This is a genomic window from Methylobacterium sp. J-118, assembly GCF_057836565.1.
Map to the genome: position 1 here is coordinate 3,225,001 of NZ_JBYQFA010000001.1, position 23,751 is coordinate 3,248,751.

Genomic DNA, 23,751 nt, shown 5'->3' on the forward strand with positions numbered 1-23,751 from the left:
TTCGTCCGCCTCGAGCAATCCCGCTCGCGGCCTGGACTCGGTGTCGGTCTGAGCCTCGTCAATGCCGTGGTTCGGCTCCACCGGGGCAGCCTGCACCTGCATGACAACGGGCCGGGACTGCGCGTGGAAATGTCCCTCCCGCTGGCACAGGGCGATTCGACACGTCCGATGGAGCTCGTCCAGCCGGAATCCCGATAGGGACGGTGCGCCTGTCGCGATCGACATCCACCCGATGTGGCGGTGCCGGCCCCTGCCGCGGCATCCGCGCGGGCCCAGGCGCAGGGTGTCTGGGACAGAGTGTCACATTCCTACGATCTCGGGCTGTCAAAGGAGCGGACAACGCAACGCGTGGCAGGCCGATGAACACACCCGAGACCCTCTATCCCTCCGGCGAGGCGTCGGTTCTCGTCCTTCAAGGGGGTGGAGCGCTCGGGTCCTATCAGGCCGGCATCTATCAGGCGCTCGCCGAGCAGCACGTGGCGGTGGACTGGGTCGCGGGCATCTCCGATCGGCGCGATCAACGCGGCCCTGATCGCCGGCAACCCGCCGGAACGGCGCGTGGCCCGGCTGCGGGAGTTCTGGGAGCGCGTCTCCTCCGATCTGACCGCGAAGCCGATGATTCCCGGCGAGCAGGCGCGCACGGCCTTTAACGAGATGGCGGCGGCCTGGATCGCCGCCGTCGGCGTACCCGGGTTCTTCTTGCCGCGCATTCCGCCCGCCGCGTTCTATCCGCCGGGCGCACCGGAGGCGCTCAGCCTCTACGATACCAGCCCGCTCCGGGGCACGCTGGAGCGGTTCGTCGATTTCGACCGGATCAACCGCGGCGATGTCCGGCTCAGCGTCGGGGCCGTGAATGTCCGCTCGGGCAACTTCGTCTATTTCGACAACCGGAACGACCGGATCGGCCCCGAGCACATCATGGCCTCGGGGGCGCTGCCCCCCGGCTTTCCGCCGGTCGTGATCGACGGCGAGGCCTATTGGGATGGCGGTCTCGTCTCGAACACGCCCCTCGACTACGTCCTCGACACCGAGCGGCGGCGCGACCTCGTCGTGTTCCAGGTTGACCTGTTTCCGGCCCAGGGGACGATGCCCCGAACGCTGGTCGAGGCGGCCGAGCGCGAGAAGGACATCCGCTACTCCAGTCGCACCCGGCTGAATACCGACAAGAACATCGAGATCCGCAAGGCCAAGCGTGCCATGCGCCGGATCATCGAGAGGCTGCCGCCCGAGATGCAGGCTGACGACGACGTGACGTTCCTCCGGCAGGTCACGCGGGAGAACTTCATCACGCTGATGCAGCTGATCTACCGGCAGAAGAGCTACGAGGGAAACTCGAAGGATTACGAGTTCTCCCGGACCACGATGGTGGAGCACTGGCAGGCCGGTCTCGACGACGCGATCCGGTCCCTGCGTCATCGGCGGTGGCGCGAGCGGGCGCACAACGAGGATGGCATCGCCGTCTTCGATCTCACCCGGCACGCCCGCGATTGAGACCGCCCCCACGCAGGGCGGCTCGAGCCGGATCGCCCCTGCGCAAACCAGCGGAGACCTGACCATGACCCGCGACGAGATCCTGACCACGACCTCGATGCCCGCCTTCAGCCCCAGCTATCCGCGCGGGCCCTACCGCTTCTGTCACCGCGAATACCTGATCATCACCTACGAGACCAATCCGGTCGCCCTGCGCCGGGCCCTGCCGGAGCCGCTGGAGCCGCATCCGGACAATCTCGTCTTCTACGAGTGGATGAAGATGCCCGATTCATCCGGCTTCGGCGACTACGAGGAGAGCGGCAGCGGCGCGTTCGCCACCTATAACGGCGAGCCGTGCAACTTCTCGATCCAGATGTATCTCGACGACGAGCCGCCGATCACCGCCGGCCGCGAGATCTGGGGCTTTCCAAAGAAATGGGGCCAGCCGCGGCTCGAACTCAAGAAGGACACCCTCACCGGCTCGCTCTTCTACGACGAGCAGCGCGTCGCGATGGGCACCATGACCTACAAGCACGAGAGCCTGGAACACGATCTGGGCTCGGTCCGCGAGGGCCTGCGCAAGCTCAATATCAACCTGAAGCTCCTACCCGACGTCGACGGGACGCCCAAGGTCGCCCAGCTCGTGGGCTACCGGCTCGAGGATATCACCGTGCACGGCGCCTGGAACGGGGAGGGCCGCCTCCACCTGATCCCGCACGTGAATTGCCGCGTCGCCGATCTCCCGGTCCGGCGGATCGTCGGGGCGCGCCACATGGTCGTGGACTTCACCCTCCCCTTCGGCCAAGTGCTGCACGATTATCTCGCCTGACCGGACGCCCGCGCCAGAACCGGAGGTTGCCATGACCCTCAAGACCAGGACCGCCCTCGTCACCGGCTCCACGAGCGGGATCGGGCTCGCCATCGCCCGCGCGTTCGCCGCCGAGGGCGCCGACATCGTGATCAACGGCTTCGGCAAGCCGGAGGAGATCGAGCGGGAGCGCGCCGGCATCGAAACGGAGTTCGGCGTGCGCGCCCATTATTCCGGTGCGGACATGTCGAAGCCGGCCGAGATCGACGCGATGGTGCGGGAGGCGCAGGAGCAGTTCGGCGCCATCGACGTGCTGGTCAACAATGCCGGCATCCAGTTCGTCTCGCCGATCGAGGAGTTCCCGCCGGAGAAGTGGGAGCAGATCATCGCGATCAACCTGTCCTCGGCCTTCCACGCGATGCGTGCGGCGATCCCCGGCATGAAGGCACGGGGCTGGGGGCGGATCATCAACACCGCCTCCGCCCATTCGCTGGTCGCCTCGCCGTTCAAGTCGGCCTACGTGGCCGCCAAGCACGGCATCGCCGGCCTGAGCAAGGCGGCGGCGCTGGAACTCGCCCCCCACAAGGTCACCGTGAACTGCATCTCGCCGGGCTATGTCTGGACGCCCCTCGTGGAGGCGCAAATCCCCGACACCATGAAGGCCCGCGGGCTGACTAAGGAGCAGGTGATCGAGGACGTGCTGCTGAAGGCGCAGCCGACCAAGGAATTCGTCACGGTCGATCAGGTCGCCGCGCTGGCCGTGTTCCTGTGTTCCGACGCCGCGAGCCAGATCACCGGCGCCAACATCGCCATGGATGGTGGCTGGACGGCACAGTAGCGCCGGACGCGGCCCCACCCGGGATCGGGCGGGGCCGCCCCTCCGCTCAGCGGCGGCCGTGGATCAGCAGGGCAATGCCGTAGCCGACCGCACCCGCGATCAGCAGCGCCACCAGGGGATTTTCCTCCACCCGGGCGCCGACGGCGGCGCGCCCGTCCCGCAGATAGGAGCCGCCCCGCTCGTAGGCGTCGTTCGCCAGGTCGCCGGCGCGGTCATAGGCCTCGTTCGCGTAATCACCGGCATTGTCGGCGATGTCGCGGGCCTTGTCCTTCACCTGTCCGTAGGCGTTCTGCGCCTGGCCCTGGGCGTCGCGGACACGACCCTCGACCGAGTCGCGGTTCGAGCCCACGAAATCGCCGGCCGCCCCCTGAACCTTGCCGACTGCTTCCTTGGCGCCGCCGACGATCCGATCCGTATCCACCATGGCACTCTCCTGGACGTGCGCGGCACCGAAACGGGGGCACCACTCGATACGCCGTCGTCCACCGAACGCGCGAGATCGGGTTTGTGCCCCCCGCCGCCGCGAATTTGTGCGCGCCGTCGCGGGTCGGACGGGCCCTGTCCGATGCGCCTCTGAAAGACGATACGACCGCGATACTGACGCCCCGACTGTATCGAGACGCCCATGCGCCGCAGCGCCTTTCGCCTCGGCGGAGGGCGCGTCAGAGGCCGATCAATGCCGCGATGGACGCCGCGCCGGCGGCCGGCGAGGTTTCGCCCCGGGCCACGGCCGCCTCGGCCTCGGCCGTGCGGTGCCGGACCTCGGGCGAGCCGACGAGACGCTGGTGCAGGCGCTCGTCGACCAGGGCCCACATCCACTTCACGTCCTGGGCCCGGCGCCTGGCCTGGATCTCGCCGGTGGCGGTGAGCTTGCCCCGGTGATCGACGATCTTCGCCCACAGGGCGTCCAGCCGCAGGTTATGGAAGCCTGAGATCGTCACCACCGGCGGCGTCCAGGTCGCGGAGGCCGGGGTGAGGATGTGCAGCGCCGCCCGGTATTCGGAGGCCGCCGCGTTGGCCCGTTGCTCGGCCTCGCCGGCATCGGCCTTGTTGACCGCGATCATGTCGGCGAGTTCCAGGATGCCCTTCTTGATGCCCTGCAGCTCGTCGCCGGCCCCGGGCAGCATCAGGACGAGGAAGAAGTCGGTCAGGTCGGCGACCGCGGTCTCGGACTGGCCGACGCCCACGGTCTCCACCAAGATCACGTCGAAGCCCGCCGCCTCGCAGAGCAGCATGGTCTCGCGGGTCTTGGCGGCGACGCCGCCGAGGGTGCCCGAGGACGGGGAGGGCCGGATGAAGGCGTTCGGATCGTGGGCGAGCCGGGCCATCCGGGTCTTGTCGCCGAGGATCGAACCGCCGGTGCGCGAGGAGGACGGATCGACCGCGAGCACCGCCACCTTCTGGCCGGAGGCCGTCAGGTTGGAGCCGAGGGCGTCGATGGTGGTCGATTTGCCGACGCCGGGTACGCCGGTGATCCCCACGCGGATCGCCGTGCCGGTGTGCGGCAGCACGGAATCGATCAGCTGAGCCGCGAGCGCGCGGTGATCGGGCCGCTTCGACTCGGCCAACGTGATGGCCCGGGCCAGGGCGGCGCGGTCGCCGCGCAGCAGGCGCTCGCGCAGGCTCTCGATGTCGATGGACGGCGTCATATGCCCTTCATGGCGTCGGCGAGGGCCGCCGTCGAGGGGTACGAGCGCCTGTGTCCCGCACACAACAAACCGGGCGGTGCCCGCACTCCACAGGCACCGAGGGGCGGCGTGCCCCGCCATGGTCACGATCCTGCGCGACGGTGCGCGCCCCGCCCGAACGCACCCGGATCATGTCGAGCCAGACCGTCTCACGCCGCGCACTCCTCCGGATCGGCGCCCTCGCGGGAGCGGCGGGCCTCGCACCGTCGCTCGGCGCCTGCGTCACCGACGATCTCGGCTCAGGGCAGGCGCTGCCGGAGAAGCAGTCTGCCCTGGACGTCATGCCGGTGCTGCTTGTCGCTACGACCCGCAAGCCCGTGGGGACTCCGCCCCGCCCGCCGTATTTCAGTTCCGAGCGCGGCCGCGGCCTGAGCTTCGCGGAGGTGCGCCTGTCGCCCCCCGACCGGTCGCTGCTGGGCAAGGTCTCGGCGGTCATCACCGGCGACTGGACGATCGGGGCGGTGCCGAAGACCGAGACCGGGCCGGGCGCCGCCGAGGCCTTCGCGCAGGCAGCCCTGGGCCGTGACGTGCTGGTCTACGTGCACGGCTACCGCGAATCGTTCGAATCGGCCGCCGTCAGTGCAGCCCGGCTGTCCGATGGGATCCGGTTCCGCGGCGTCTCCGGCCTGTTCACCTGGCCCTCCGCGGCGGCGACCTTCGACTACAATTACGACCGCGAGAGTGCCCTGTGGTCCCGGGACGCCTTCGAGGACCTGCTCAAGGCGCTGGCCGCCTCGCCGAGCGGGGGGCGCATCAACATCGTCGCACACTCGATGGGCACGCTGCTGACCCTCGAGACCATCCGCATGCTTCGGGCCGAGGCCGGCGAATCGGCGATGGCGAAGATCGGCGCGGTGGTGCTGGCCGCCCCCGATATCGACTTCGACCTGTTCTCGAACGGGGTCGCACGCCTCGGACCCGACGTATCGAAGATCACGGTGATCTCGGCGACCAACGACCGGGCGCTGGAACTCTCCGCGGCGCTGGCCGGCGGCGTCCGGGCCGGCGCGGTCGACCGCGGCAAGCTCGAAGCGCTGGGGGTGCGCGTCGCCGACGCGTCCGATTACGGCGGCGGCCTGATCAACCACGACCTGTTCCTCTCCAACCCGGAGGTACAGGGCGTGGTCAAGCGCGCCATCGCCCGGGGCGCCGGCGTCTAGCCCGTCGTCCTTGTTCCGAAAGCCGGCCGCCACCCTCCCGGACGAAGGCCCGGGCGGGCCTCACCCCATCCGGGTCGTCATGCTCTGCGGCGGCAGCGGCTCCTCGGGCGGGATGGCAGCCTCGTCGGAGCTGTCGCGATGGTCAATGTGCTCGGCCCAGACCCGGAAGCCCACCAGGGGATTGGGCCCGAACGTGTGGGTCAGCGGCACGTCCGCGGCGTCGCGGCCGTAGGCCACCATCACCCGGCCGATCCGCGGACTGTTGTTGCGCGGGTCGAACACGTGCCAGGCCCCACCCAGATAGACTTCCATCCAGGCGGCGAAGTCGCCGGCCGGGTGCGGCTCCGGCTCGCCGATGAAGCTGATATAGCCGGTGCAGTAGCGGGTCGGCACGTTGAGGGCGCGGCAGAACGCCACCGCGAGGTGGGTGAAGTCGCGGCATACGCCCCGCCCGCCCGCATAGGCGTCCATGGCGGTCCGGTCCCGGTGGGCGAACTCATAGCCGAACGCGATGTGGTCGTGGACGAAGTCGCAGACCGCCTGGACCCGCGCCCAGCCCGGCGCGACGTCGCCGAACAGCCGCCACGCCTCGTCGGCCAGCAGGTCCGATTCGCAGTAGCGGCTCGGCAGCAGGAACACGATCGTCTCCGCCGGCAGCGCCTCGACGGCGTGCTGTTCGGCCTCCGGATGGGCCGGATCGGGCGCGCCGTCGTCGCGGATCACCGCGTCGGTCCCGAGGGTGAAGCTGCCGGCCGGCGCGGTCAGCCGGCCGCACAGGTTGCCGAACCCATCGCGGTAGATCTCCACGGGAACCGGCGGCTCGGTGCGCAGGGAATCGGGGGCTTCCAGGGCACCGGCCCGGGAGGGATGCACGTTGAGCATCACCACCATGGGCACGGGATAGGGGAAGGCGTAGCGCATCTCGCAGCCGAGCCTGATCCGCATGCGCGGTGATCCTTCCGTCCGGTCCTGCTTGCGGTCGCCGTGCCGAGCGGCGCCAAATCACCCCGACCCGGCGAGGACGGGGTTGGCGCCCGGCCGCTTCACCCCTACAGCATCCCCGCGCGGCGCTCACGGGCCCTCGGCGAAACACAGAAGTTTTTCGCCCGGGGCCCGGCGTCGCACCCGCGCGATCCCGCCGACCGGGCGCGCTTTCGGACGGTTACGAGAGGGATGCCGGCCATGTTCACGCTCGAGATCGAGGGCACCGCCGTGGCGGTGATCAACAGCGACGAGGCGTCCGCCAAGGACCTCTTCACCTGTGCGGGCTTCAAGGAAGACATCCGCACCATGACCAGCGAGGGCAAGCCGCTCTGGAACGGCACCTCGGCGCTCACGGTCCGACCGGCCACCGAGGACGAGATCGAGATCTTCGAGGACGCGCTGGCCGAGGATGACGGGGAGGGCGAGTTCACCGAGGAGCCGCACCATGCCGACGCCGATTCGGACGACGAGGACGAGGCCGACATCGTTTTCCTGGTGGATATCGACGAGGACGAGGACGAGGCCGACGCCTGAATACGGCTGAACCCGATCGCCTCCCGTGTCGTTTCCGATTCGATTCGGAAACGACCTAGGAGGAATGGATGGCCGATAGCAGGCGGATGGTCGACGCGCTGGTGCGCTCACGGCGCGGCGGCCTCGCCGCGGGGGCGGCACTCGGCGGGCTGGCGCTGATCGGCAGCCTCGCCTTCCGCGCCCTGCGCGGCACGCCGCCGCCCGCGGCGACGGGGGGGCCGGACTTCACCGCCGTCGACGAGGACGAGGCCCGGCTGATGCTCCGGGCCATGGTGGCGGCCACCACCGCCGACGGGATGATCGACGCCGCGGAGCGTCGGCGCCTCGACGCGGCCGTCGCCGAGGCGGGGCTCGATCCCGACGGGCGGTCCTGGCTGGAGGGTGAGCTCGCCAGCCCGGCGGAAATCGACGAGATCGCCGACCGGGTCGCGGGGCCGGACGCGGCGGCGCGGATCTACGCGGCGGCCCGTCTCGCCATCGATCCCGACACGCTCCAGGAGCGGCAGTTCCTGAAGATGCTGGCCGAGGCCCTGGATCTGCCGGCCGACGTCGCGGACCGGGTCGAGCACGAGATCGCCGCCTGAACGGACATCGCCCGCGTCTTCGGGATCGCCCACCGCCGGCGCGGTCCGTTCGAGCCAGCTTTCGCGAAAGGGGCCGCCGGTCCTGCGACACAACCGGCGTTCGATGAAAGACCTGAGCGGACGAAGCGTTGGCGAGCCGATGCAAGTCCGCTTAGGCTCGGCAGCAGTGAGGGGGGCCGGTCGGCCCGATCGAGGGAGCCGGGACCGTTGATGCCAGGGATATCGGTGCCGGCTGCGTCGCGCGTCTTTTCGGCGCTCTCTATGGCGGCGGCCCTGTGGCTCCTGCCGTCGATCCCGGGCGGCGCCCGGGCGGCCGATCCATCACCCGAACCCCTGACGATTTCCGAGCAGGGCAGCTTCTTCGTCGGCGGCCGCGACGTCCAGTCGGACACGCTGTCGACCCTGCCGGCCTACGCGCCCTCGGGCACGATCAACGTCGATCAGGTTTATGTCCGTTACCAGATCCCCGTCGCGCCGACGCGGTCGCCCCTGGTGCTGATCCACGGCTGCTGCCTCACCGGAAAGACCTGGGAGACGACGCCGGACGGCCGTATGGGCTGGGACGAGTTCTTCGTGCGCCGCGGCTTCCCGACCTACGTGATCGACCAGGCCTGGCGCGGCCGCTCGGCGGCGAGCCCGGCTCAGATCGACGCGGTCAAGATCGGCCGTGCCGATCCCAACTCGTTGCCAGCCGTCTTCTCGGCGGGACGCGAGCCGGCCTGGGCGATCTTCCGGTTCGGCCCGGAATACCCGAAGGTCTTTCCGGGCATGCAGTTCCCCCTGGAGGCCCAGGGCGAGTTCTGGAAGCAGATGGTCCCGGACTGGTCGGCGGCGCTGCCCGTGCCGAACCCGACCGTGCCGGCCCTGTCGGAGCTCGCCAAGCGCCTCAAGGGCGCGGTGCTGATCTCCCACTCGCAATCGGGGATCTACCCGTTCCAGACCGCCGCCCTCGACCGCGCCGGCATCCGGGCGGTCGTCGCCATCGAGCCCGCTGCCTGCCCGGACCCCGCCAAAGACGACCTCGCCCCCTTCAAGGATCTGCCGATCCTGGTCCTGTTCGGCGACTACGTCGACGCCTCGCCCCGCTGGGCCCCGCGGCTCAAGCAGTGCCGCGGCTTCGTGGCGGCGGCGAATGCCGTTGGCGGCCGCGCCGAGCTGATCCTGCTGCCGGAGATCGGCATCCACGGCAATTCGCACATGCTGATGCAGGACAAGAACAGCCTCGACATCGCCGATTGGCTCGCCGGCTGGATCGAGAAGCGGGTGCCGGGGCGGTCGTGAGCGGCGGGTTCCCCGTCGGATTATGAGGTCCGCACGTTGCTTCCCGATGCGGGCAAGTGGCCGGACGCAGGCGCCTCAGCCCGGCTTACGCTCGCCGAGGAACGTCCCCATCCGCTCCAGCGCCCGGCGGATGTTCTCCGCCGAGTTGGCGTAGGAGAGGCGGATATAGCCCTCGCCATGGACGCCGAAATCCGGGCCGCCGATCACCGCCACCCCCGCCTCCTCCAGCAGCGTGGAGGCCAGGGCCTTCGCCTTCCAGCCGGTCTTCGAGACGTTCGGGAAAGCGTAGAACGCCCCTTTCGGTGCGTTGCAGGACACGTTCGGCAGGGCGTTCAGCCCGTCGACCACGATCGACCGACGCCGGTCGAACTCCGCCACCATCTCGGCTACGCAATCCTGGGGGCCGTCCAGCGCCGCGATGCCCGCCCATTGCGTGGCCGCGTTGACGCAGGAATGGGCGTTGACCGCGAGCTTGCGCGCCGCCTCGTAGAGCGGCTTCGGCCAGACCGACCAGCCGAGCCGCCAGCCGGTCATCGCGTAGGTCTTGGACGCGCCGTCGAGATAGATCAGCCTGTCGCGGATCTCCGCGTAGGTCAGCAGCGAGTGGTGGGCCTCGCCGTCATAGGTCATCGTGCCGTAGATCTCGTCCGACAGCACCGCCACGTCGGGATGCGCCGCCAGCCCCGTCACCAGGGCGTCGATCTCGGCCTTCGGGGTCACGCCGCCGGTGGGGTTGGCGGGGGAATTGACGATCAGCAGGCGGGTCTTCGGGGTGATCAGAGCCAGGGTCTCGGCCGCCGAGAAGGCGAAGCCGTTCTCCTCGCGGATCGGCACCGGGACCGGCGTCGCGCCGGTGAACTCGATCATCGAGCGGTAGATCGGGAAACCGGGATCCGGGTACAGGATCTCCGTCCCGGGCGCACCGAACATCAGGATCGCCATGAACATGGTGACCTTGCCGCCGGGCACGATCATCACGGAATCCGGAGAGACGTCCACGCCGTGGCGCCGGTGGATGTCGCGGGCCACCGCCTCGCGGAGCTGCGGGATGCCCACCGCCGGCGTATAGCCGTGATGGCCGTCCCGCAGGGCCTTGATGCCCGCCTCGACCACGTGGGCGGGCGTCGGCATGTCCGGCTGGCCGATGCCGAGATTGATCACGTCGCGGCCCTGGGCCGCTAGGGCCTGGGCGCGGGCAAGAACCGCGAAGGCATTCTCCTCGCCGATGCGCGAGAAGGCCGGGACCACGTGCAGCATCGCGCCCTCCGGGGCCTAGGCCGTCAGGGCTTGGCGCGGTCGGCGAGCTTCATGGCGGCGACCGACATCGCCACCGAGATCAGCCCCAGGATCACGAAGGTCTTTACCGCGGCGTAGAACAGGGCCGGCTCGATGCCCGTGTCGGTGTAGAGCACGAGGCCGATCGCCGCGAGCGGCAGCGAGAGCAGGATGAAGAGGGGGACGAGCGGGTTCATGGTCGACACTCGGATCCGGCGCGCGGTGGGTCGCGGCTCGTGGGAAGCACCCTGCATATCACCCTGCGGCGACGGTTGGGACCCCGCCGCCGGCAGTTTTTCGCCGAACCGTCCGGCCGCTCACCGATGCGCAATCATTTTGCCCGATACTGATATTCGGGAGGGCGGATCTCGATGAAGCGGGCGTCGGTTACGTGGAACGGGCAAGGCGCGGGCAAGTCCGGTGCCGAAGTGCCCAATGTCGAAGTGCTGGCCGTCCAGATCGGCAAGCTCCTGCGTCATCCGGCCTATCGGCGCGAGACCGTCGTGAGCCCGCTCCTGCGGCGCCACCTGCCGTTCGACGCGGGCTATGCCTGGAACGGCGAGGCGCGCCTGCGCACGCAACTCGCCGCCGCCGGCCTCGACGCGGCGAGCCTCGAGCACCTGATCCGCAACGTCCAGGCCGAAGTCCTGCGCCTGCGCCGGCCCGCCGATACCTGAAGCGGCTCAGGCCGGCACCCGCACGGTCGCCCGCAAGCCGCCGAGCGGGCTGTCGTGCAGGGCGATGTCGCCGCCATGGGCGCGGGCGATGTCCCGGGCGATGGCCAGCCCCAGCCCGGAGCCCCCGGCGTCCTGGCGGGCGTCGTCGAGCCGCACGAACGGCTTGAACACCGCCTCGCGGCTCTCCACCGGGATGCCGGGCCCGTCGTCGTCGATGGACACGAAGAAGGCCCGGGCCTCCAGGCGGCCGGAGATCGCCACCGTCTCGCCGTAGCGGGCGGCGTTGGCCGCGAGGTTGAACAGGCAGCGCCGAAAGGCGTCCGGGCGCACGGTGATCTCCGGCGCGCCCGCGAGATCCACCTCCGAGACATGGGCGCCGAGGCGTTCCACGTCGGTGCGCAGGTCCTCCAGCAGGGCGCGCATGTCGGTGGGAGCGGCGGGCTCGGCCGAATCGCCCCGGGCGAAGGCGAGGTAGCCCTCCAGCATCCGGCTCATCTCGTCGACGTCGCGGGTGAGATCCTCGATCTCGTCGGTCTGCTCGACCAGCGCCAGCGAGAGGCGGAACCGGGTCAGGATCGTGCGCAGGTCGTGGCTCACGCCGTTCAGCATCGCGGTGCGCTGCTCCATCGCCCGCTCGATGCGCCGCTTCATCTCGATGAAGGCGTGGCCGGCCTGGCGCACTTCCCGGGCGCCGCGGGGCCGGAACTCGATCTCCCGGCCCTTGCCGAACCCCTCCGCCACGGCGGCGAGCCGCAGGATCGGCTTGATCTGGTTGCGCAGGAACAGGATCGCGACGCCGAGCAGCACCAGCGACGAGCCGATCATCCAGACCAGGAAGATGTGCGAGTTCGACGCGTAGGCCTGGCTGCGCCGGGCGGTGATGCGCATCACCCCGTCGGGGATCGCCACCCGGATCTCGATCAGGTTCGAGCGGCCGACCGTGTCGATCCAGAAGGGCCGGCGGATCTGGCGCTTGATCTCGTCCGAGAGGGCCTCGTCCAGGATCGAGAAGAACGGCCGCGGCCCCGGCGGCGGCAGCTTGGCGCCCTTCAGGATGTCGAGGTCCAGATTCAGCCGCTCGCCCGCGATGCGCGAGAGCGTGTCGGCGTCCTTGTCCTGCGGGTAGCTCTCGTAGATGTCGATCAGCGCGGCCACGTCGGCCGTCACCGCCGCCGACAGGCGCTTGGTCACGAGCTGCCAGTGCCGCTCCATGAACGTGTAGGCGATCACCGACTGGAGCAGGACCACGGGCGCGATGATGATGATCAGCGAGCGGGCGTAGAGCCCCTTGGGCAGGACGTCGCCGATCGCCCGGCTGATCCGCTTCCACAGCCGGTGCGGGCCGGAACGCGGCGGATCCGTCCGGAGCGCCCGCGCGAGGGCAGGATCGGGGGCGTTCATGGGCTCGCACGCCCCTGCCGCGGCGGCCCGCGGCGGCACGGGCAGGTCGGCTGGCGTGCGGTCCGGTCGGCGGCAGCGGACATGGGGGCTGACGGGTGCGGGGGGCTGACGCGTTATCGCATCCGCGCGGGGATCGGCCAAGGCACGCGCCGCCGCGCCTTGCAGGGCGGCGCCCGGGCCATACCTGTGGGGTGCGGGGGGCGCCCGCGGGCCGAAGGTCCTCCAGGCCATGCTCAGCACCGATACAGACATCCTCACCGCCGCCGAATCCTGGCGGCGTGACGGCCGCGCCGTGGCGCTGGCCACCGTGATCGAGACCTGGGGCTCGGCCCCCCGGCCGGTGGGCAGCCACCTCGTCGTGGACGAGGCCGGCACCTTCCTCGGTTCGGTCTCGGGGGGCTGCGTCGAGGGCGCGGTGATCACCGAGGCGATCGAGGTGATCGCAGCGGGCGCGCCGCGGGTCCTCGAATTCGGCGTCGCCGACGAGACCGCGTGGCGGGCCGGATTGTCCTGCGGCGGCCGGATCCGGGTCTTCGTCGAGCGGGTCGACTGATGCGCGCCGACCTCCTGGCACAGCTCAACGGAGAGCGGGCGGCGCGCCGGGCCGCGATCCTGGTCACCGACATCGCCGACGGCGCCCAGCGCCTCGTCCGGGAGGCGGAGATCGGCGCCGATCCGCTCGGCGCGGTACTCGGCCGGCACCTCGCGTCCAGCAAGAGTGGCCTCGTGGAGGTGGACGGACGGAGCCTGTTCCTCACCGTCCAGGTGCCGCCGGTGCGGCTCGTGGTGATCGGTGCCGTCCATATCTCGCAGGCGATGGCCCCGATGGCGGCCGGGCTCGACCTCGCGCTCACGGTGATCGATCCGCGTACCGCCTTCGCCAGTCCCGACCGCTTCCCGGACGTCGACCTCGTGGCCGAATGGCCGGACGCGGCCCTCGGCGGCCGGGTGCCGCCGCTGGACCGCTACTGCGCCCTCGCGGCCCTGACCCACGATCCCAAGATCGACGATCCCGCCCTCGCGGCGGCGCTCGCGGCGGAGTGCTTCTACGTCGGCGCGCTGGGGTCGCGGAAGACCCACGCGGCCCGGGTCGCGCGGCTCACCGAGGCCGGGTTCGGGCCGGAGCAGATCGGTCGGATCCGCGCGCCGATCGGGCTCCCCATCGGGGCTGTCAGCCCCGCCGAGATCGCGCTGGCCGTGTTGGCCGAGATCGTAACCGCCCTACGCCGCGCCCCCCGCCCGGAGGCCGCGTGAGGTTCGGACCCGTGCCGGTCGCCGAGGCGGCCGGGCTGATCAGCGCCCACAGCGTCCGGCGCGCCGATGTCACCCTGCGCAAGGGCGCGGTGATCGCCCCGGAGGCGGCCGCAGGTCTGGCCCAGGCGGGCGTGTCGGAAATCGTGGCGGCGGCGCTCGAACCGGGCGATGTCGGCGAGGATGCCGCGGCCGCGCGTCTCGCCGACCATCTGGCCGGCTCGAACCTGCGGGTGGACGCCCCCTTCACCGGCCGCTGCAACCTCTTCGCCGCCGCGGCGGGGGTGCTCACCCTGGAGCCGGCGCGGATCCATGCGGTCAACGCCGTCGACGAGGCCGTGACCGTGGCGACGCTGCCGCGGTTCAAGCCGGTGGTGGAGGGCGAGATGGTCGCTACCGTCAAGATCATCCCCTACGCGGTGCCGGGGGCGGTGCTCGACCGCGCCTGCGCGGCGGCCGCGGGCGGGACGCTTGCGGTCGCGCCCTATCGCCGCCAGCGCGTGGGCGTGGTCTCGACCCGCCTGCCGAGCCTCAAGGAGACGACCATCGACCGGACCCTGCGGGTGCTGGCCGAACGCCTCGCGCCGACGGGGGCCGCGATCGTCGCGGAGATCCGGGTGCCGCACGCGGCCGGGGCCGTCGCCTCCGCCCTCGCGGCGGCGATCGATGAAGCCGGGGCGGATCTCGTGGTGGTGTTCGGCGCCTCGGCGATCGCCGACCGGCGCGACGTCATCCCGGCCGGAGTCGCGGCGGCCGGCGGCGCGGTCGCGCATCTCGGGATGCCGGTCGATCCGGGCAATCTCCTGCTCGTCGGCGCCCGGGGCGCCGTGCCGGTGATCGGCGCGCCCGGTTGCGCACGCTCCCCCCGTGAGAACGGCTTCGACTGGATCCTGCACCGGCTGCTGGCGGACCTGTCGGTGACCCGGGCCGACATCGTCGCGCTGGGGGTGGGCGGCCTGCTCATGGAGATCGTTTCCCGGCCGCAGCCCCGGGCCGGCGGCCGGAGCGCCGGGGACGAGGCGGAGACCGCGGCGGATGCCTGAGATCGGGACGATCCTGCTCGCCGCCGGTCTCGGCAGCCGTTTCGGGCCGGAACCGAAGCTGCTCGCGCGCCTCGACGGCCGGCCGCTGGTGCGCCACGCAGCCGAAGCCGCCCTGGGCGCCCGGCCGCGTCCGGTGATCGCCGTGCTGGGGGCGCATGCGGACCGGGTGCGGGCCGCGCTGACGGGGCTCGACCTGACCCTCACCGTCAATCCGGAGTTTCGCGCGGGTCTCGCCACTTCCCTGCGCGCCGGCCTTGCCGCGCTGCCCCGGTCCTGCGACGCCGCCGTGGTGGTTCTCGGGGACATGCCGCAGGTTGAAGCCGCCCATATCGACCGCCTCGTGGAGGCCTTCGCGGCGGCCGGGCGGGAGCCGGCCGCCGTGGTCCCGGTGCGGGATCGGCGGCGTGGGAACCCGGTGCTCCTCAACCTGCACCGCCTCGGCGCGGATATCGCCGGGCTGTCCGGCGATCACGGCGCCGGCCCGCTCCTCCGGGATCGGGTGGACGTGCTGGAGATCCCGGGCGACGCGGCCACCGGTCTCGACATCGACACGCCGGCCGCGCTCGCCGCCCTGCGCGGCGGCCCGGCCTGAGCGGTCAGGGTCCCGCCTCGGCGCGCTTGCGAGCCGTGTGGGCCTCGGCCCGGCACCGGTCGGAGCAGTAGCGCACCTCGTCCCAGACACGCGCCCACTTCTTCCGCCACGCGAAGGGCCGTCCGCACTGTGCGCAGACCTTCTCCGGAAGGTCGCCCTTGCGGCGCATCGGCGGCATCGTCCCCTCGTCCGTTCGCGTATCCGGTTCAGCGGCCTGGCGGGTCCCGAACCTCCGTCCGCCGGGCTCCGGCATCCAGGAAGTGGGCGAGACCCAGCATCGCGGCGAGGCCGCCGACATTGACGGCGACCTGGAGCGGCCATGTGGCGTCGAAGGTCCGGTAGAGGATGCGGCCGATCAGCGCCGCCAGGCAGCCGGCCGCGAAGATCTCCAGCGAGTGGCGGCCGCAGGCGTCGATCAGCCGGAGTGACCGCCAGCGGCTGAGGCGCGTCACCGGCGGGGCGCTGAACAGCAGGTAGATCAGCGCCAGGATGTCGAGCAGCCGCAGGGGGCCGACATGGCTCTTGTCCGGCGCGGCGATCGCCAGCGGCCTGAGATCCGGCAGGCCCCACGCGGTCCAGGATCCGCCCTGGAGCAGCGCGAAGCCGAGATAGGCCGTGCAGGCCGCCGCAGCCCAGTTGCGCCAGGGCAGCAGCCCGCCCCCGGCCCGGACCGCAAGCGCCAGGGCCGCCCCGATCACGAATAGGAACTGCCACGCGAACGGGTTGAAGTACCAGCCGTCATCCACCGCGGCGGCGTTCGGCAGATTGAGCTGGGGGTCGAGGTTGGCGGCGAGCCACAGGGTGCCCGAGAGCGCCAGCACCCCCCAGACCCCGCGCCGCATCCCGACATAGACGAGGGGGAACAGGGCGAGGAGCAGGATGTAGAGCGGCAGGATGTCCAGGTAGTTGGGCAGTGCATTGAGCGCGAGTCCGCGCAGGAGCCCCGGCAGCAGGCCCATCTGCAGCAGCGGCGCGACCCCGAAGCGCGGCGTCAGCCCGGTGAGGTCCATCCAGATCCGGACGATGATCAGGGTGGCGAGCAGCAGACCGGCCTGGAACAGATAGATGCGCAGGCAGCGCCGGGCGATGCGCGCCAGCGCCGTCCGGGCCCCGGCTCGCCGGAACAGGCCGCCATAGGCCATCATCGAGGAATAGCCGGCCAGCAGCACGAAGAGTTCGGCGGCGTCCGAGAAGCCGAAATTGTGCACGGTCAGCAGGGCCGGGGCGTTCTGCGGGATATGATCGACGAAGATCGTCAGCAGCGCGAGCCCGCGCAGAACGTCGACCCGCGCATCCCGGAGCGGCTTCGCCGGTCGCACCGCGACGGGGTGGCCGGCGGGGGGCGGGGCGTCGCCGGCCGCGGGACGTTCGAGATCGTCGCTGCTGTTCACTCGGTCTTCGCCCCGATATCGGCGCCCGGTGATACCGCAGCGCAGCGCGGCCGCCCGTGGAGACTGCATCGATCACGCGTCTGTGTTCGGCGCCGGGTGCCGATCTGCCGTTCCGCGTCACCGAAGCCTGGAGACCGCATGAGCGCGGATCGGCGGCCGCGGACCGGCGAACGCCGCTCGCCTCCCGCGTCGAGCCGGTATAGACGCGGCGGATCGATCCCGGCCGCCAGCGACGGCGGCGGGCAGGGGCAGGGTTCATGCGCGTCCTCGTCACCGGAGCCGGAGACTATCTCGGTCGCCGCCTGCTCGAGGCGCTGCGCCGGGACCTGCCGGCCGGCAGCCGCATCCTCGGCATCGACCGGACGCCGCAACCGTCCCTCGACGGCGTCACCTTCCTCGTGGTCGACCCGTTCGATGCCGACAGCCTCGCTGAGGCGGTCGCGGCCTTCGACCCGACCCTCGTGTTCCACCTCGCCGCCCTGGCCTCGGTGGCGCAGTCGAGCGAGACGCCGTCTTACGCCTGGCGGGCGGACCTGCTCGGCACCCTGAATCTTGCAGAGGCTCTGGCGACATCCCGCGCGACGCTCGTGTTCCTGAGCGCCACCGTGGTCTACGGGGAGGCGTTCCAGGATCGGACGCGTCCGGACGAGAGCGTCACGCCGCGGCCTGATACCATCTCGGGGCGGACCAAGACCGCCTGCGAGTACATCCTCCGCGATGTGCTGGCCAATGCCGGCGTCAAGCACCTCGTGCTCCGCCCGTCGAACTACATCGGGCCTGGGCAGGCCGAGACCTTCGTGGTCGCCTCCTTCGCCGGGCAGATCGCCCGCATCGAGCGCGGCCTCGCGCCGCCGAGCCTCGCGGTCGGCGACCTCTCGGCCGGGCGTGACTTCTTCGACGTGGCCGATTTTACCGCCGCCTGCCTGCGCGTGGCGGAGCGCATCGACGATCTGCCCGACGGCGCGATCTTCAATGTCGGGTCGGGCACCGTGACGTCGGTCTCCGGGATCCTCGACGCGCTTCGCGGCCTGACGGATGCGGCATTCACGGTCGAGGTGGTGCCCGATCGGGTCCGGGAGGCGGGCATCCGCGCCGAGGGCTGCGACCCGGCGGCCTTCACGGCGGCCACGGGCTGGAGTCCGGCCATTCCCCTGGCGCAGAGCCTGTCGGCGATCCTGGCCGATGCCCGGTCGCGCTTGGGGTGAAGGGTCTGGCAGTCCAAAGCCGCCACGCACCCTTCCTCCGCCGCAGAGAGGGGGCGGAGGGCCCGCTCAGCGCGAGAACCGCTTGTACTTGATCTTCTTCGGCATGATCGAATCGGCCCCGAGCCGCCGGACCTTGTCGGCTTCGTAGTCGGAGAAGTTCCCCTCGAACCACTCCACGTGGCTGTCGCCCTCGAAGGCCAAGATGTGGGTCGCGATCCGGTTCAGGAACCAGCGATCGTGGCTGATGATCACCGCACAGCCCGCGTAATCCTCCAGCGCGTCCTCGAGGGCGCGCAGCGTCTCCATGTCGAGGTCGTTGGTCGGCTCGTCGAGGAGCAGGACGTTGGCGCCGCCCTTCAGCGTCCGGGCGAGGTGCACCCGGTTGCGCTCGCCGCCCGAGAGGGTGCCGACCTTCTTCTGCTGGTCGGGGCCCTTGAACGCGAAGGCCGCGCAATAGGCCCGCGAATTGATCTCGCGCTTGTTGAAATAGATGATGTCGTTGCCGCCCGAGACCTCCTGCCAGACCGTGGCGTTCGGATCGAGGGCGTCGCGCGACTGGTCGACATAGCCGAGCTTGACCGTCTCGCCGACATCGATCTTGCCGGCGTCGGGCTTCTCCTGCCCGGTGATCATCTTGAACAGGGTGGTCTTGCCGGCCCCGTTCGGGCCGATCACCCCGACGATGCCGCCCGGCGGCAGCTTGAACGAGAGATCCTCGATCAGAAGACGGTCGCCGAACGCCTTGTTGAGGTGCTCGAATTCGATGACGTTGTTGCCCAGCCGCTCGTCGATCGGGATGACGATCTGCGCGGAGGCATCGATCTTGTTGTTCTGCTTGGCGACCAGCTCCTCGTAGCGGGTGATGCGCGCCTTCGACTTCGACTGGCGGGCCTTCGGGGAGGCGGCGATCCACTCCTGCTCCCGGGAGATGGAGCGCTGCCGGGCCATGTCCTCGCGGCCCTCCTGCTCCAGGCGCTTCTGCTTCTGCACCAGCCAGGCGGAGTAGTTGCCCTCGTAGGGGATGCCCTTGCCGCGGTCGAGTTCCAGGATCCAGCTGGTGACGTTGTCGAGGAAGTAGCGGTCGTGGGTCACGATCAGGATCGCGCCCGGATATTGGCGCAGGTGACCCTCCAGCCAGTTCACCGTCTCGGCGTCGAGGTGGTTGGTCGGCTCGTCGAGGAGCAGCAGTTCCGGCTCCCACAGGAGCAGCCGGCACAGGGCGATGCGGCGGCGCTCGCCGCCCGACAGGGTGGCGACGGGCTGCTCGTCGCTCGGGCAGCCCAGGGCCTCCATGGCCTGATCGATCTTAGAATCGAGCTCCCACAGACCGAGCGATTCGATCCGGTCCTGGAGCTCGGTCATCTCGTCGGCCGTCTCCTCCGAGTAGTTCATGGCGAGTTCGTTGTAGCGGTCGAGCATGGCCTGCTTCTCGGCCACCCCCTCCATCACGTTCTCGCGGACCGACTTGGTCGGATCGAGCTGGGGTTCCTGCGGCAGGTAGCCGACACGCGCGCCCTGGGCCACCCAGCCGTCGCCGGTGAATTCCTTGTCGATGCCGGCCATGATCTTGAGCAGCGTCGACTTGCCGGAGCCGTTGATGCCCAGGACGCCGATCTTGGCGTCGGGGTAGAAGGACAGGTTGACGCTATCCAGGACCTTCTTGCCGCCGGTATAGGCCTTGGTCAGGCCGCGCATGTGGTAGATGAATTCGCGAGCCATCGCGGAAATCCTCGGCGTGCTGTGCGGGAATGCGCGGTGCGTGCCAGCGGCACGGGGCAGGCGCGGGGTCTCATCCCCGTCCTGTCCGCACGTCCCCACGATCTAGGAATGACCCCGTTCGAGTATCAGGCCCGCCGGGCAGCGGCAAGGATGCCGCCGCGCCGGGGCGCTCAGGCGAACGGGTTCGGGACCGACGTCGGGGCCGCCGCGGGGGCCTCGGCCACCGTCTCGGGGAGATCGTCGGCCTCCAGGGCCTTCACGATGGCGTCGAGCGTCTCCCGGAGCAGCCGGGCCTGCGCGAGGCCGGCCCGGTCCCGGGTCAGGTCGAGGGAGCCGTGCAGGGCGATCCGGTCGGTGCCGTTCTCGAAGGAGAGGGCGCCGACGGTGCGGACCCCGGCCGCGTCGGCAAAGGGCGCGAAGGCGTCGGACGTCTCCGAGGCGGTCCGGGCGCGGTGCTTGTTCTCGGGCATGGATCCCTCTCAGAAGACCGTGCGGAGCAGGTCGCGGATGAACCGGCGCAGGGCGCGCAGGCCCTCGCGCCGGAGCCAATCCTGCCACGTCTGCTCGTTGCGGGGTCGGCGCTCGTCCGCGCGGGCGGAGGCATGGGGATCCGGCAGACTCATCGCGGTCGTCCGGGCGCCGGCCGGCAGCCCGGGGAAGACGTCGATCCCGGCCTGGCGGCCGAGCGCGTCGATGGAGACCGCCTGCCAGTCCCGGGACTCGTCGTTGCGGGCGAGATAGGCGCCGGCCTCGCCGCTCGCGGGGTCGTAGAGCGCCTTGAACAGCTGCGTCGGCACGAGCACGCCGCCCTTGATCTGCTGCACCGCGTCCCCGGAGAAGATCACGCCGGTGACCACGAAGAGCGCGCCGCGCCGGCTCGCCAGACGCCGCGTGCTTTCCTCCATATCCGCCCAGAGCCCGCGGTTCAGGACCCGGTTCTGCGGCACGATGTTGGCCAGGCTGAAGGATTCGGCCTGGGCGCTCAGCGTCGGCATGTCGCCCGCGGGCGACAGGTGGCCCCGGTCGAAGCCGCTGCGGACGTAATCCTCCAGGGCGGCGCGGTCGTCGGCGGGCAGCCGGGCTTCCTCGTGGAAGGCATCGTCTCGGGCCACCGTGCGGGCCTCGGCGACGCTCGCCCGGGTGAGATGCTCGGCCGAATAGAGTGGCGTGCGCGTCACTCCGGAATGCAGCACGGTGAAGGCCTCGAAGCACAGCGGGACCGTCCGCGCCGCGAGCTTCGGGTTGGTGAGGACCGGCGCCCGGCCATCGGCGAACAGGGCCGGGCAGGTCTCGCCGGCGCCGGCGGGGGGCGCGTCGAACGCCGCCGCGGCCAAGGCCGCTCCGAAGGCCGCGGCAAAGAGCCCGGCACGCAGGCTCACCAGCACACGCGCACCCGCCGCACCCCCTCCGGCGTCGGACGGTCCCGCCACGCACAGGGGCGGCCCAGGCTGCCGGTGAAGGGCCGCGCGTCGCGGTCTGGGCCGCCCGGGGCGAGACGCGGCGGGCAATCGCCGAGGAAGTTGCAGAGGAAGTCGAGATTGCCGTCCGGCGGTCGCGGCTCGGCGTAAGCTTGGCCAGGTCCCGTAATCGCGAGCGTGAGCAGGATTGTGCACAGACGAGCCGGGCTCAAAGGCGGACCTCTTGTGGCAATGAGGGCACGTGACTGAAAAAAACGTCGGCGCGACATTGATCGGGCCGCCGATCATCCGTACCTCGCACTATCATGACAGCGACGGACGGACGGGTTCTAGCATGAACGCGTAACCCCGGGTGCGAGCGTCGCGGGGCCGAGGGCACGCGCAGCGGCCGTCGCCATACTCGAACGAGCGGATGCGACCATTGGCACTATCACCTGAGCAATCGGCGTTGCTGGATCGTGTCCCGAATCCGGCGGCGTTGCGCCGTCTTCCGGAATCGGAGCTTGCGGCGGTGGCGGAGGCGGTGCGCGCCGAGATGATCGACGCGGTCTCGGTCACCGGCGGCCATCTCGGCTCGGGGCTGGGCGTGGTCGAACTCACGGTCGCGCTGCACCACGTGTTCGACACCCCCGACGACCGGATCGTCTGGGATGTCGGCCACCAGTGCTACCCGCACAAGATCCTCACCGAGCGCCGCGACCGCATCCGGACGCTGCGCCAGGGCGGCGGCCTGTCGGGCTTCACCAAGCGCTCCGAGAGCGTCTACGACCCGTTCGGCGCGGCCCATTCCTCGACCTCGATCTCGGCCGCGCTCGGCATGGCGGTCGCCCGCGACCTCGACGCGGCCGCCGCCAAGGCCAAGGGCCGCGGCGTGACGCGCCGCAACGCCATCGCGGTGATCGGCGACGGCTCGATGTCGGCCGGCATGGCCTACGAGGCCATGAACAATGCCGGCGCCCTGCATTCGCGCCTGATCGTGATCCTCAACGACAACGACATGTCGATCGCCCCGCCGGTGGGCGCGATGTCGGGCTACCTCGCGCGGCTGGCCTCGGGCGGCACCTACCAGTCCCTGCGCGAGACCGCCAAGCAGCTCGGCAAGCTCCTGCCGAAGGCGCTCTACCAGCGCGCGGCCGCGGCCGAGGAATATGCCCGCTCCCTCGTGGTCGGCGGCGGCACGATGTTCGAGGAGATGGGTTTTCACTATGTCGGCCCGGTCGACGGGCACAACCTCGACCAGCTGCTGCCGGTCCTGAAGAACGTCCGCGACGCCGAGCACGGCCCGATCCTGCTCCACGTCGTCACCCGGAAGGGCAAGGGCTACGCCCCGGCCGAGGCCAGCGCCGACCGCTATCACGGGGTGGTCAAGTTCGACGTGGTCTCGGGCGTCCAGGCCAAGGCCAAGCCGAACGCCCCGGCCTATACAAGGGTGTTCGGCGAGAGCCTGATCAAGGCGGCCGACGCCGACGACCGGGTCGTGGCGATCACCGCGGCGATGCCCGGCGGCACCGGCATCGACCTGTTCGGGAAGGCGCATCCGGACAAGACCTTCGACGTCGGCATCGCCGAGCAGCACGCGGTGACGTTTGCCGGCGGCCTGGCCACCGAGGGCTACCGGCCGTTCGTGGCGATCTACTCGACCTTCCTGCAGCGGGCCTACGACCAGGTCGTGCACGACGTGGCTTTGCAGAACCTGCCCGTGCGGTTCTGCCTGGACCGGGCCGGGCTGGTCGGGGCGGACGGGGCGACCCATGCCGGGGCCTTCGACCTGGCGTATCTGTGCTGCCTGCCGAACATGACCGTGATGGCGGCCTCCGACGAGGCCGAGCTGGTCCACATGGTGGCGACCGCCCACGCGCACGATTCCGGCCCGATCGCCCTGCGCTACCCGCGCGGCGAGGGGGTCGGGGTCGAGCTGCCGGAGCGGGGCGAGGTGCTTCCGATCGGCAAGGGCCGGGTGGTGCGGCGGGACGCGGAGGCGCGGGTGGCGATCCTCAGCCTGGGCACGCGCCTGTCCGAGGCGCTGAAGGCGGCGGACACGCTGTCGGATCAGGGCGTCGGGGTGAGCGTCGCGGATGCGCGCTTCGCCAAGCCGCTGGACGAGGCGCTGATCCTGGAGCTGGCGCAGAGCCACGAGGTGCTGATCACCATCGAGGAGGGCTCGCGCGGCGGGTTCGGGGCGATGGTGCTGCACCTGCTGTCGGAGCAGGGCGCGCTGGATGCGGGCCGGGTGCGTGTGCGGACGCTGACGCTGCCGGACCTGTACCAGGACCACGACAGCCCGGAGAAGATGTACGCCGAGGCCGGGCTCGATGCCGCCGCCATCGTCAGGATGGCGCTCGACACCCTGCCCGAGCGGAAGGAGGGCCGGTCGCACCTGCGGCTCGCCTGAGGGCAGCGCCCGGGCCGCGGCTTGCTGCCCGGGCAGTTCG

General features: G+C 70.8%; 26 protein-coding genes and 1 pseudogene (1 of these 27 only partly in view). 15 read left to right on the forward strand and 12 right to left on the reverse strand.

Features of this window, described 5'->3' with window-relative positions:
• From AC3IF3_RS15535 to AC3IF3_RS15550, 4 genes and pseudogenes are all read left to right on the forward strand, one after another.
• Nucleotides 1-198, forward strand: partial view of a sensor histidine kinase gene (locus AC3IF3_RS15535; protein WP_489229445.1) — the end only. The gene continues 1,275 nt to the left of window position 1, outside the view; only the last 198 of its 1,473 coding nucleotides appear in the window; its start codon lies beyond the left edge, outside the window; the stop codon is at nt 196-198.
• A 161-nt stretch (nt 199-359) separates the two neighbouring features.
• A pseudogene (locus AC3IF3_RS15540) lies at nt 360-1,491 on the forward strand (patatin-like phospholipase family protein).
• A 64-nt stretch (nt 1,492-1,555) separates the two neighbouring features.
• Nucleotides 1,556-2,299 carry an acetoacetate decarboxylase gene (locus tag AC3IF3_RS15545; protein WP_489229446.1) on the forward strand — a complete coding sequence of 248 codons (744 nt, stop codon included), beginning with the start codon at nt 1,556-1,558 and terminating at the stop codon, nt 2,297-2,299.
• Nucleotides 2,300-2,330: 31 nt separating this feature from the next.
• Nucleotides 2,331-3,116 carry a 3-hydroxybutyrate dehydrogenase gene (locus AC3IF3_RS15550; RefSeq protein WP_489229447.1) on the forward strand — a complete coding sequence of 262 codons (786 nt, stop codon included), beginning with the start codon at nt 2,331-2,333 and terminating at the stop codon, nt 3,114-3,116.
• A gap of 46 nt (nt 3,117-3,162) precedes the next feature.
• Here the strand turns inward: AC3IF3_RS15550 and AC3IF3_RS15555 are convergent, their stop codons facing one another.
• Both AC3IF3_RS15555 and meaB read right to left on the reverse strand, forming a co-directional pair.
• A complete protein-coding gene (locus AC3IF3_RS15555; RefSeq protein ID WP_489217085.1) occupies nt 3,163-3,540 on the reverse strand; it encodes a CsbD family protein in 378 nt (125 codons plus the stop codon).
• 238 nt (nt 3,541-3,778) lie between these two features.
• Entirely contained in the window at nt 3,779-4,765 is a 987-nt protein-coding gene (meaB, locus tag AC3IF3_RS15560; protein ID WP_489229448.1) for a methylmalonyl Co-A mutase-associated GTPase MeaB, read from the reverse strand.
• A 170-nt stretch (nt 4,766-4,935) separates the two neighbouring features.
• Between meaB and AC3IF3_RS15565 the strand changes: the two genes are divergently transcribed.
• Nucleotides 4,936-5,964, forward strand: coding sequence for an alpha/beta hydrolase (locus AC3IF3_RS15565; RefSeq protein WP_489231311.1), 1,029 nt, complete (start codon nt 4,936-4,938; stop codon nt 5,962-5,964).
• 60 nt (nt 5,965-6,024) lie between these two features.
• Here the strand turns inward: AC3IF3_RS15565 and AC3IF3_RS15570 are convergent, their stop codons facing one another.
• Nucleotides 6,025-6,909, reverse strand: a complete 885-nt coding sequence (locus tag AC3IF3_RS15570) for a transglutaminase-like domain-containing protein (RefSeq protein ID WP_489217089.1) — start codon at nt 6,907-6,909, stop codon at nt 6,025-6,027.
• Nucleotides 6,910-7,146: 237 nt separating this feature from the next.
• Between AC3IF3_RS15570 and AC3IF3_RS15575 the strand changes: the two genes are divergently transcribed.
• The 3 genes from AC3IF3_RS15575 (at nt 7,147) to AC3IF3_RS15585 (ending at nt 9,347) form a co-directional block, all read left to right on the forward strand.
• Complete coding sequence (locus tag AC3IF3_RS15575; protein WP_489229449.1) at nt 7,147-7,482, forward strand: hypothetical protein; 336 nt, start codon at nt 7,147-7,149, stop codon at nt 7,480-7,482.
• A gap of 68 nt (nt 7,483-7,550) precedes the next feature.
• Nucleotides 7,551-8,066 (forward strand): DUF533 domain-containing protein, encoded by a 516-nt coding sequence (locus AC3IF3_RS15580; protein WP_489229450.1) that lies wholly within the window; start codon nt 7,551-7,553, stop codon nt 8,064-8,066.
• 261 nt (nt 8,067-8,327) lie between these two features.
• Nucleotides 8,328-9,347, forward strand: a complete 1,020-nt coding sequence (locus tag AC3IF3_RS15585; RefSeq protein ID WP_489229451.1) for an esterase — start codon at nt 8,328-8,330, stop codon at nt 9,345-9,347.
• 75 nt (nt 9,348-9,422) lie between these two features.
• On the opposite strand, the gene AC3IF3_RS15590 is transcribed toward AC3IF3_RS15585, so the two are convergent.
• Together AC3IF3_RS15590 and AC3IF3_RS15595 are read right to left on the reverse strand one after the other, a co-directional pair.
• Entirely contained in the window at nt 9,423-10,604 is a 1,182-nt protein-coding gene (locus AC3IF3_RS15590) for a pyridoxal phosphate-dependent aminotransferase (protein ID WP_489229452.1), read from the reverse strand.
• Between the two features lie 23 nt (nt 10,605-10,627).
• Nucleotides 10,628-10,819, reverse strand: a complete 192-nt coding sequence (locus AC3IF3_RS15595; protein ID WP_243970906.1) for a hypothetical protein — start codon at nt 10,817-10,819, stop codon at nt 10,628-10,630.
• 174 nt (nt 10,820-10,993) lie between these two features.
• On the opposite strand from AC3IF3_RS15595, the gene AC3IF3_RS15600 reads away from it, so the two are divergent.
• Complete coding sequence (locus tag AC3IF3_RS15600) at nt 10,994-11,299, forward strand: hypothetical protein (protein WP_243970908.1); 306 nt, start codon at nt 10,994-10,996, stop codon at nt 11,297-11,299.
• Nucleotides 11,300-11,305: 6 nt separating this feature from the next.
• On the opposite strand, the gene AC3IF3_RS15605 is transcribed toward AC3IF3_RS15600, so the two are convergent.
• On the reverse strand, nt 11,306-12,700 hold the full coding sequence (locus AC3IF3_RS15605; protein ID WP_489229453.1) for an ATP-binding protein: 1,395 nt from the start codon (nt 12,698-12,700) through the stop codon (nt 11,306-11,308).
• A 229-nt stretch (nt 12,701-12,929) separates the two neighbouring features.
• Between AC3IF3_RS15605 and AC3IF3_RS15610 the strand changes: the two genes are divergently transcribed.
• From AC3IF3_RS15610 to AC3IF3_RS15625, 4 genes are read left to right on the forward strand one after another with little or no spacing between them, the layout of a single operon-like run.
• Nucleotides 12,930-13,253 (forward strand): XdhC family protein, encoded by a 324-nt coding sequence (locus tag AC3IF3_RS15610; protein ID WP_489217100.1) that lies wholly within the window; start codon nt 12,930-12,932, stop codon nt 13,251-13,253.
• Complete coding sequence (locus AC3IF3_RS15615) at nt 13,253-13,954, forward strand: XdhC family protein (protein ID WP_489229454.1); 702 nt, start codon at nt 13,253-13,255, stop codon at nt 13,952-13,954. Before AC3IF3_RS15610 ends, AC3IF3_RS15615 begins: the two co-directional genes overlap by 1 nt.
• On the forward strand, nt 13,951-14,994 hold the full coding sequence (locus AC3IF3_RS15620) for a molybdopterin-binding protein (protein WP_489229455.1): 1,044 nt from the start codon (nt 13,951-13,953) through the stop codon (nt 14,992-14,994). The genes AC3IF3_RS15615 and AC3IF3_RS15620 overlap by 4 nt, the downstream gene beginning before the upstream one ends.
• A complete protein-coding gene (locus AC3IF3_RS15625; protein WP_489229456.1) occupies nt 14,987-15,586 on the forward strand; it encodes a nucleotidyltransferase family protein in 600 nt (199 codons plus the stop codon). The genes AC3IF3_RS15620 and AC3IF3_RS15625 overlap by 8 nt, the downstream gene beginning before the upstream one ends.
• A 4-nt stretch (nt 15,587-15,590) precedes the next feature.
• On the opposite strand, the gene AC3IF3_RS15630 is transcribed toward AC3IF3_RS15625, so the two are convergent.
• Together AC3IF3_RS15630 and AC3IF3_RS15635 are read right to left on the reverse strand one after the other, a co-directional pair.
• Nucleotides 15,591-15,764 carry a DUF2256 domain-containing protein gene (locus AC3IF3_RS15630; RefSeq protein ID WP_243970936.1) on the reverse strand — a complete coding sequence of 58 codons (174 nt, stop codon included), beginning with the start codon at nt 15,762-15,764 and terminating at the stop codon, nt 15,591-15,593.
• A 28-nt stretch (nt 15,765-15,792) separates the two neighbouring features.
• Nucleotides 15,793-16,977, reverse strand: a complete 1,185-nt coding sequence (locus AC3IF3_RS15635) for an OpgC family protein (protein WP_489229457.1) — start codon at nt 16,975-16,977, stop codon at nt 15,793-15,795.
• Nucleotides 16,978-17,234: 257 nt separating this feature from the next.
• Between AC3IF3_RS15635 and AC3IF3_RS15640 the strand changes: the two genes are divergently transcribed.
• Complete coding sequence (locus tag AC3IF3_RS15640; RefSeq protein WP_489229458.1) at nt 17,235-18,182, forward strand: NAD-dependent epimerase/dehydratase family protein; 948 nt, start codon at nt 17,235-17,237, stop codon at nt 18,180-18,182.
• A gap of 66 nt (nt 18,183-18,248) precedes the next feature.
• Here the strand turns inward: AC3IF3_RS15640 and ettA are convergent, their stop codons facing one another.
• From ettA to AC3IF3_RS15660, 4 genes are all read right to left on the reverse strand, one after another.
• The gene (gene ettA / locus AC3IF3_RS15645) at nt 18,249-19,901 is read right to left on the reverse strand and encodes an energy-dependent translational throttle protein EttA (protein WP_243970940.1); all 1,653 of its coding nucleotides are present in this window, start codon (nt 19,899-19,901) and stop codon (nt 18,249-18,251) included.
• A gap of 170 nt (nt 19,902-20,071) precedes the next feature.
• Nucleotides 20,072-20,371 carry a hypothetical protein gene (locus tag AC3IF3_RS15650; protein WP_489229459.1) on the reverse strand — a complete coding sequence of 100 codons (300 nt, stop codon included), beginning with the start codon at nt 20,369-20,371 and terminating at the stop codon, nt 20,072-20,074.
• A gap of 9 nt (nt 20,372-20,380) precedes the next feature.
• The gene (locus tag AC3IF3_RS15655; RefSeq protein ID WP_489231312.1) at nt 20,381-21,235 is read right to left on the reverse strand and encodes a DNA/RNA non-specific endonuclease; all 855 of its coding nucleotides are present in this window, start codon (nt 21,233-21,235) and stop codon (nt 20,381-20,383) included.
• 41 nt (nt 21,236-21,276) lie between these two features.
• The gene (locus AC3IF3_RS15660) at nt 21,277-21,531 is read right to left on the reverse strand and encodes a hypothetical protein (RefSeq protein ID WP_243970942.1); all 255 of its coding nucleotides are present in this window, start codon (nt 21,529-21,531) and stop codon (nt 21,277-21,279) included.
• 200 nt (nt 21,532-21,731) lie between these two features.
• Here AC3IF3_RS15660 and dxs point away from each other — a divergent pair, with 200 nt between their 5' ends.
• Nucleotides 21,732-23,711, forward strand: coding sequence for a 1-deoxy-D-xylulose-5-phosphate synthase (gene dxs, locus AC3IF3_RS15665; protein WP_489229460.1), 1,980 nt, complete (start codon nt 21,732-21,734; stop codon nt 23,709-23,711).
• Nucleotides 23,712-23,751: the final 40 nt, after the last annotated feature.

Excerpts from the sequence above, each read along its gene's own strand:
- AC3IF3_RS15545 (WP_489229446.1), top strand. The coding sequence starts at position 1,556 with ATGACCCGCGACGAGATCCTGACCACGACCTCGATGCCCGCCTTCAGC.
- AC3IF3_RS15550 (WP_489229447.1), top strand. The coding sequence starts at position 2,331 with ATGACCCTCAAGACCAGGACCGCCCTCGTCACCGGCTCCACGAGCGGG.
- AC3IF3_RS15555 (WP_489217085.1), bottom strand. The coding sequence starts at position 3,540 with ATGGTGGATACGGATCGGATCGTCGGCGGCGCCAAGGAAGCAGTCGGC.
- meaB (WP_489229448.1), bottom strand. The coding sequence starts at position 4,765 with ATGACGCCGTCCATCGACATCGAGAGCCTGCGCGAGCGCCTGCTGCGC.
- AC3IF3_RS15565 (WP_489231311.1), top strand. The coding sequence starts at position 4,936 with ATGTCGAGCCAGACCGTCTCACGCCGCGCACTCCTCCGGATCGGCGCC.
- AC3IF3_RS15570 (WP_489217089.1), bottom strand. The coding sequence starts at position 6,909 with ATGCGGATCAGGCTCGGCTGCGAGATGCGCTACGCCTTCCCCTATCCC.
- AC3IF3_RS15575 (WP_489229449.1), top strand. The coding sequence starts at position 7,147 with ATGTTCACGCTCGAGATCGAGGGCACCGCCGTGGCGGTGATCAACAGC.
- AC3IF3_RS15580 (WP_489229450.1), top strand. The coding sequence starts at position 7,551 with ATGGCCGATAGCAGGCGGATGGTCGACGCGCTGGTGCGCTCACGGCGC.
- AC3IF3_RS15585 (WP_489229451.1), top strand. The coding sequence starts at position 8,328 with ATGGCGGCGGCCCTGTGGCTCCTGCCGTCGATCCCGGGCGGCGCCCGG.
- AC3IF3_RS15590 (WP_489229452.1), bottom strand. The coding sequence starts at position 10,604 with ATGCTGCACGTGGTCCCGGCCTTCTCGCGCATCGGCGAGGAGAATGCC.
- AC3IF3_RS15595 (WP_243970906.1), bottom strand. The coding sequence starts at position 10,819 with ATGAACCCGCTCGTCCCCCTCTTCATCCTGCTCTCGCTGCCGCTCGCG.
- AC3IF3_RS15600 (WP_243970908.1), top strand. The coding sequence starts at position 10,994 with ATGAAGCGGGCGTCGGTTACGTGGAACGGGCAAGGCGCGGGCAAGTCC.
- AC3IF3_RS15605 (WP_489229453.1), bottom strand. The coding sequence starts at position 12,700 with ATGAACGCCCCCGATCCTGCCCTCGCGCGGGCGCTCCGGACGGATCCG.
- AC3IF3_RS15610 (WP_489217100.1), top strand. The coding sequence starts at position 12,930 with ATGCTCAGCACCGATACAGACATCCTCACCGCCGCCGAATCCTGGCGG.
- AC3IF3_RS15615 (WP_489229454.1), top strand. The coding sequence starts at position 13,253 with ATGCGCGCCGACCTCCTGGCACAGCTCAACGGAGAGCGGGCGGCGCGC.
- AC3IF3_RS15625 (WP_489229456.1), top strand. The coding sequence starts at position 14,987 with ATGCCTGAGATCGGGACGATCCTGCTCGCCGCCGGTCTCGGCAGCCGT.
- AC3IF3_RS15630 (WP_243970936.1), bottom strand. The coding sequence starts at position 15,764 with ATGCCGCCGATGCGCCGCAAGGGCGACCTTCCGGAGAAGGTCTGCGCA.
- AC3IF3_RS15640 (WP_489229458.1), top strand. The coding sequence starts at position 17,235 with ATGCGCGTCCTCGTCACCGGAGCCGGAGACTATCTCGGTCGCCGCCTG.
- ettA (WP_243970940.1), bottom strand. The coding sequence starts at position 19,901 with ATGGCTCGCGAATTCATCTACCACATGCGCGGCCTGACCAAGGCCTAT.
- AC3IF3_RS15650 (WP_489229459.1), bottom strand. The coding sequence starts at position 20,371 with ATGCCCGAGAACAAGCACCGCGCCCGGACCGCCTCGGAGACGTCCGAC.
- dxs (WP_489229460.1), top strand. The coding sequence starts at position 21,732 with ATGCGACCATTGGCACTATCACCTGAGCAATCGGCGTTGCTGGATCGT.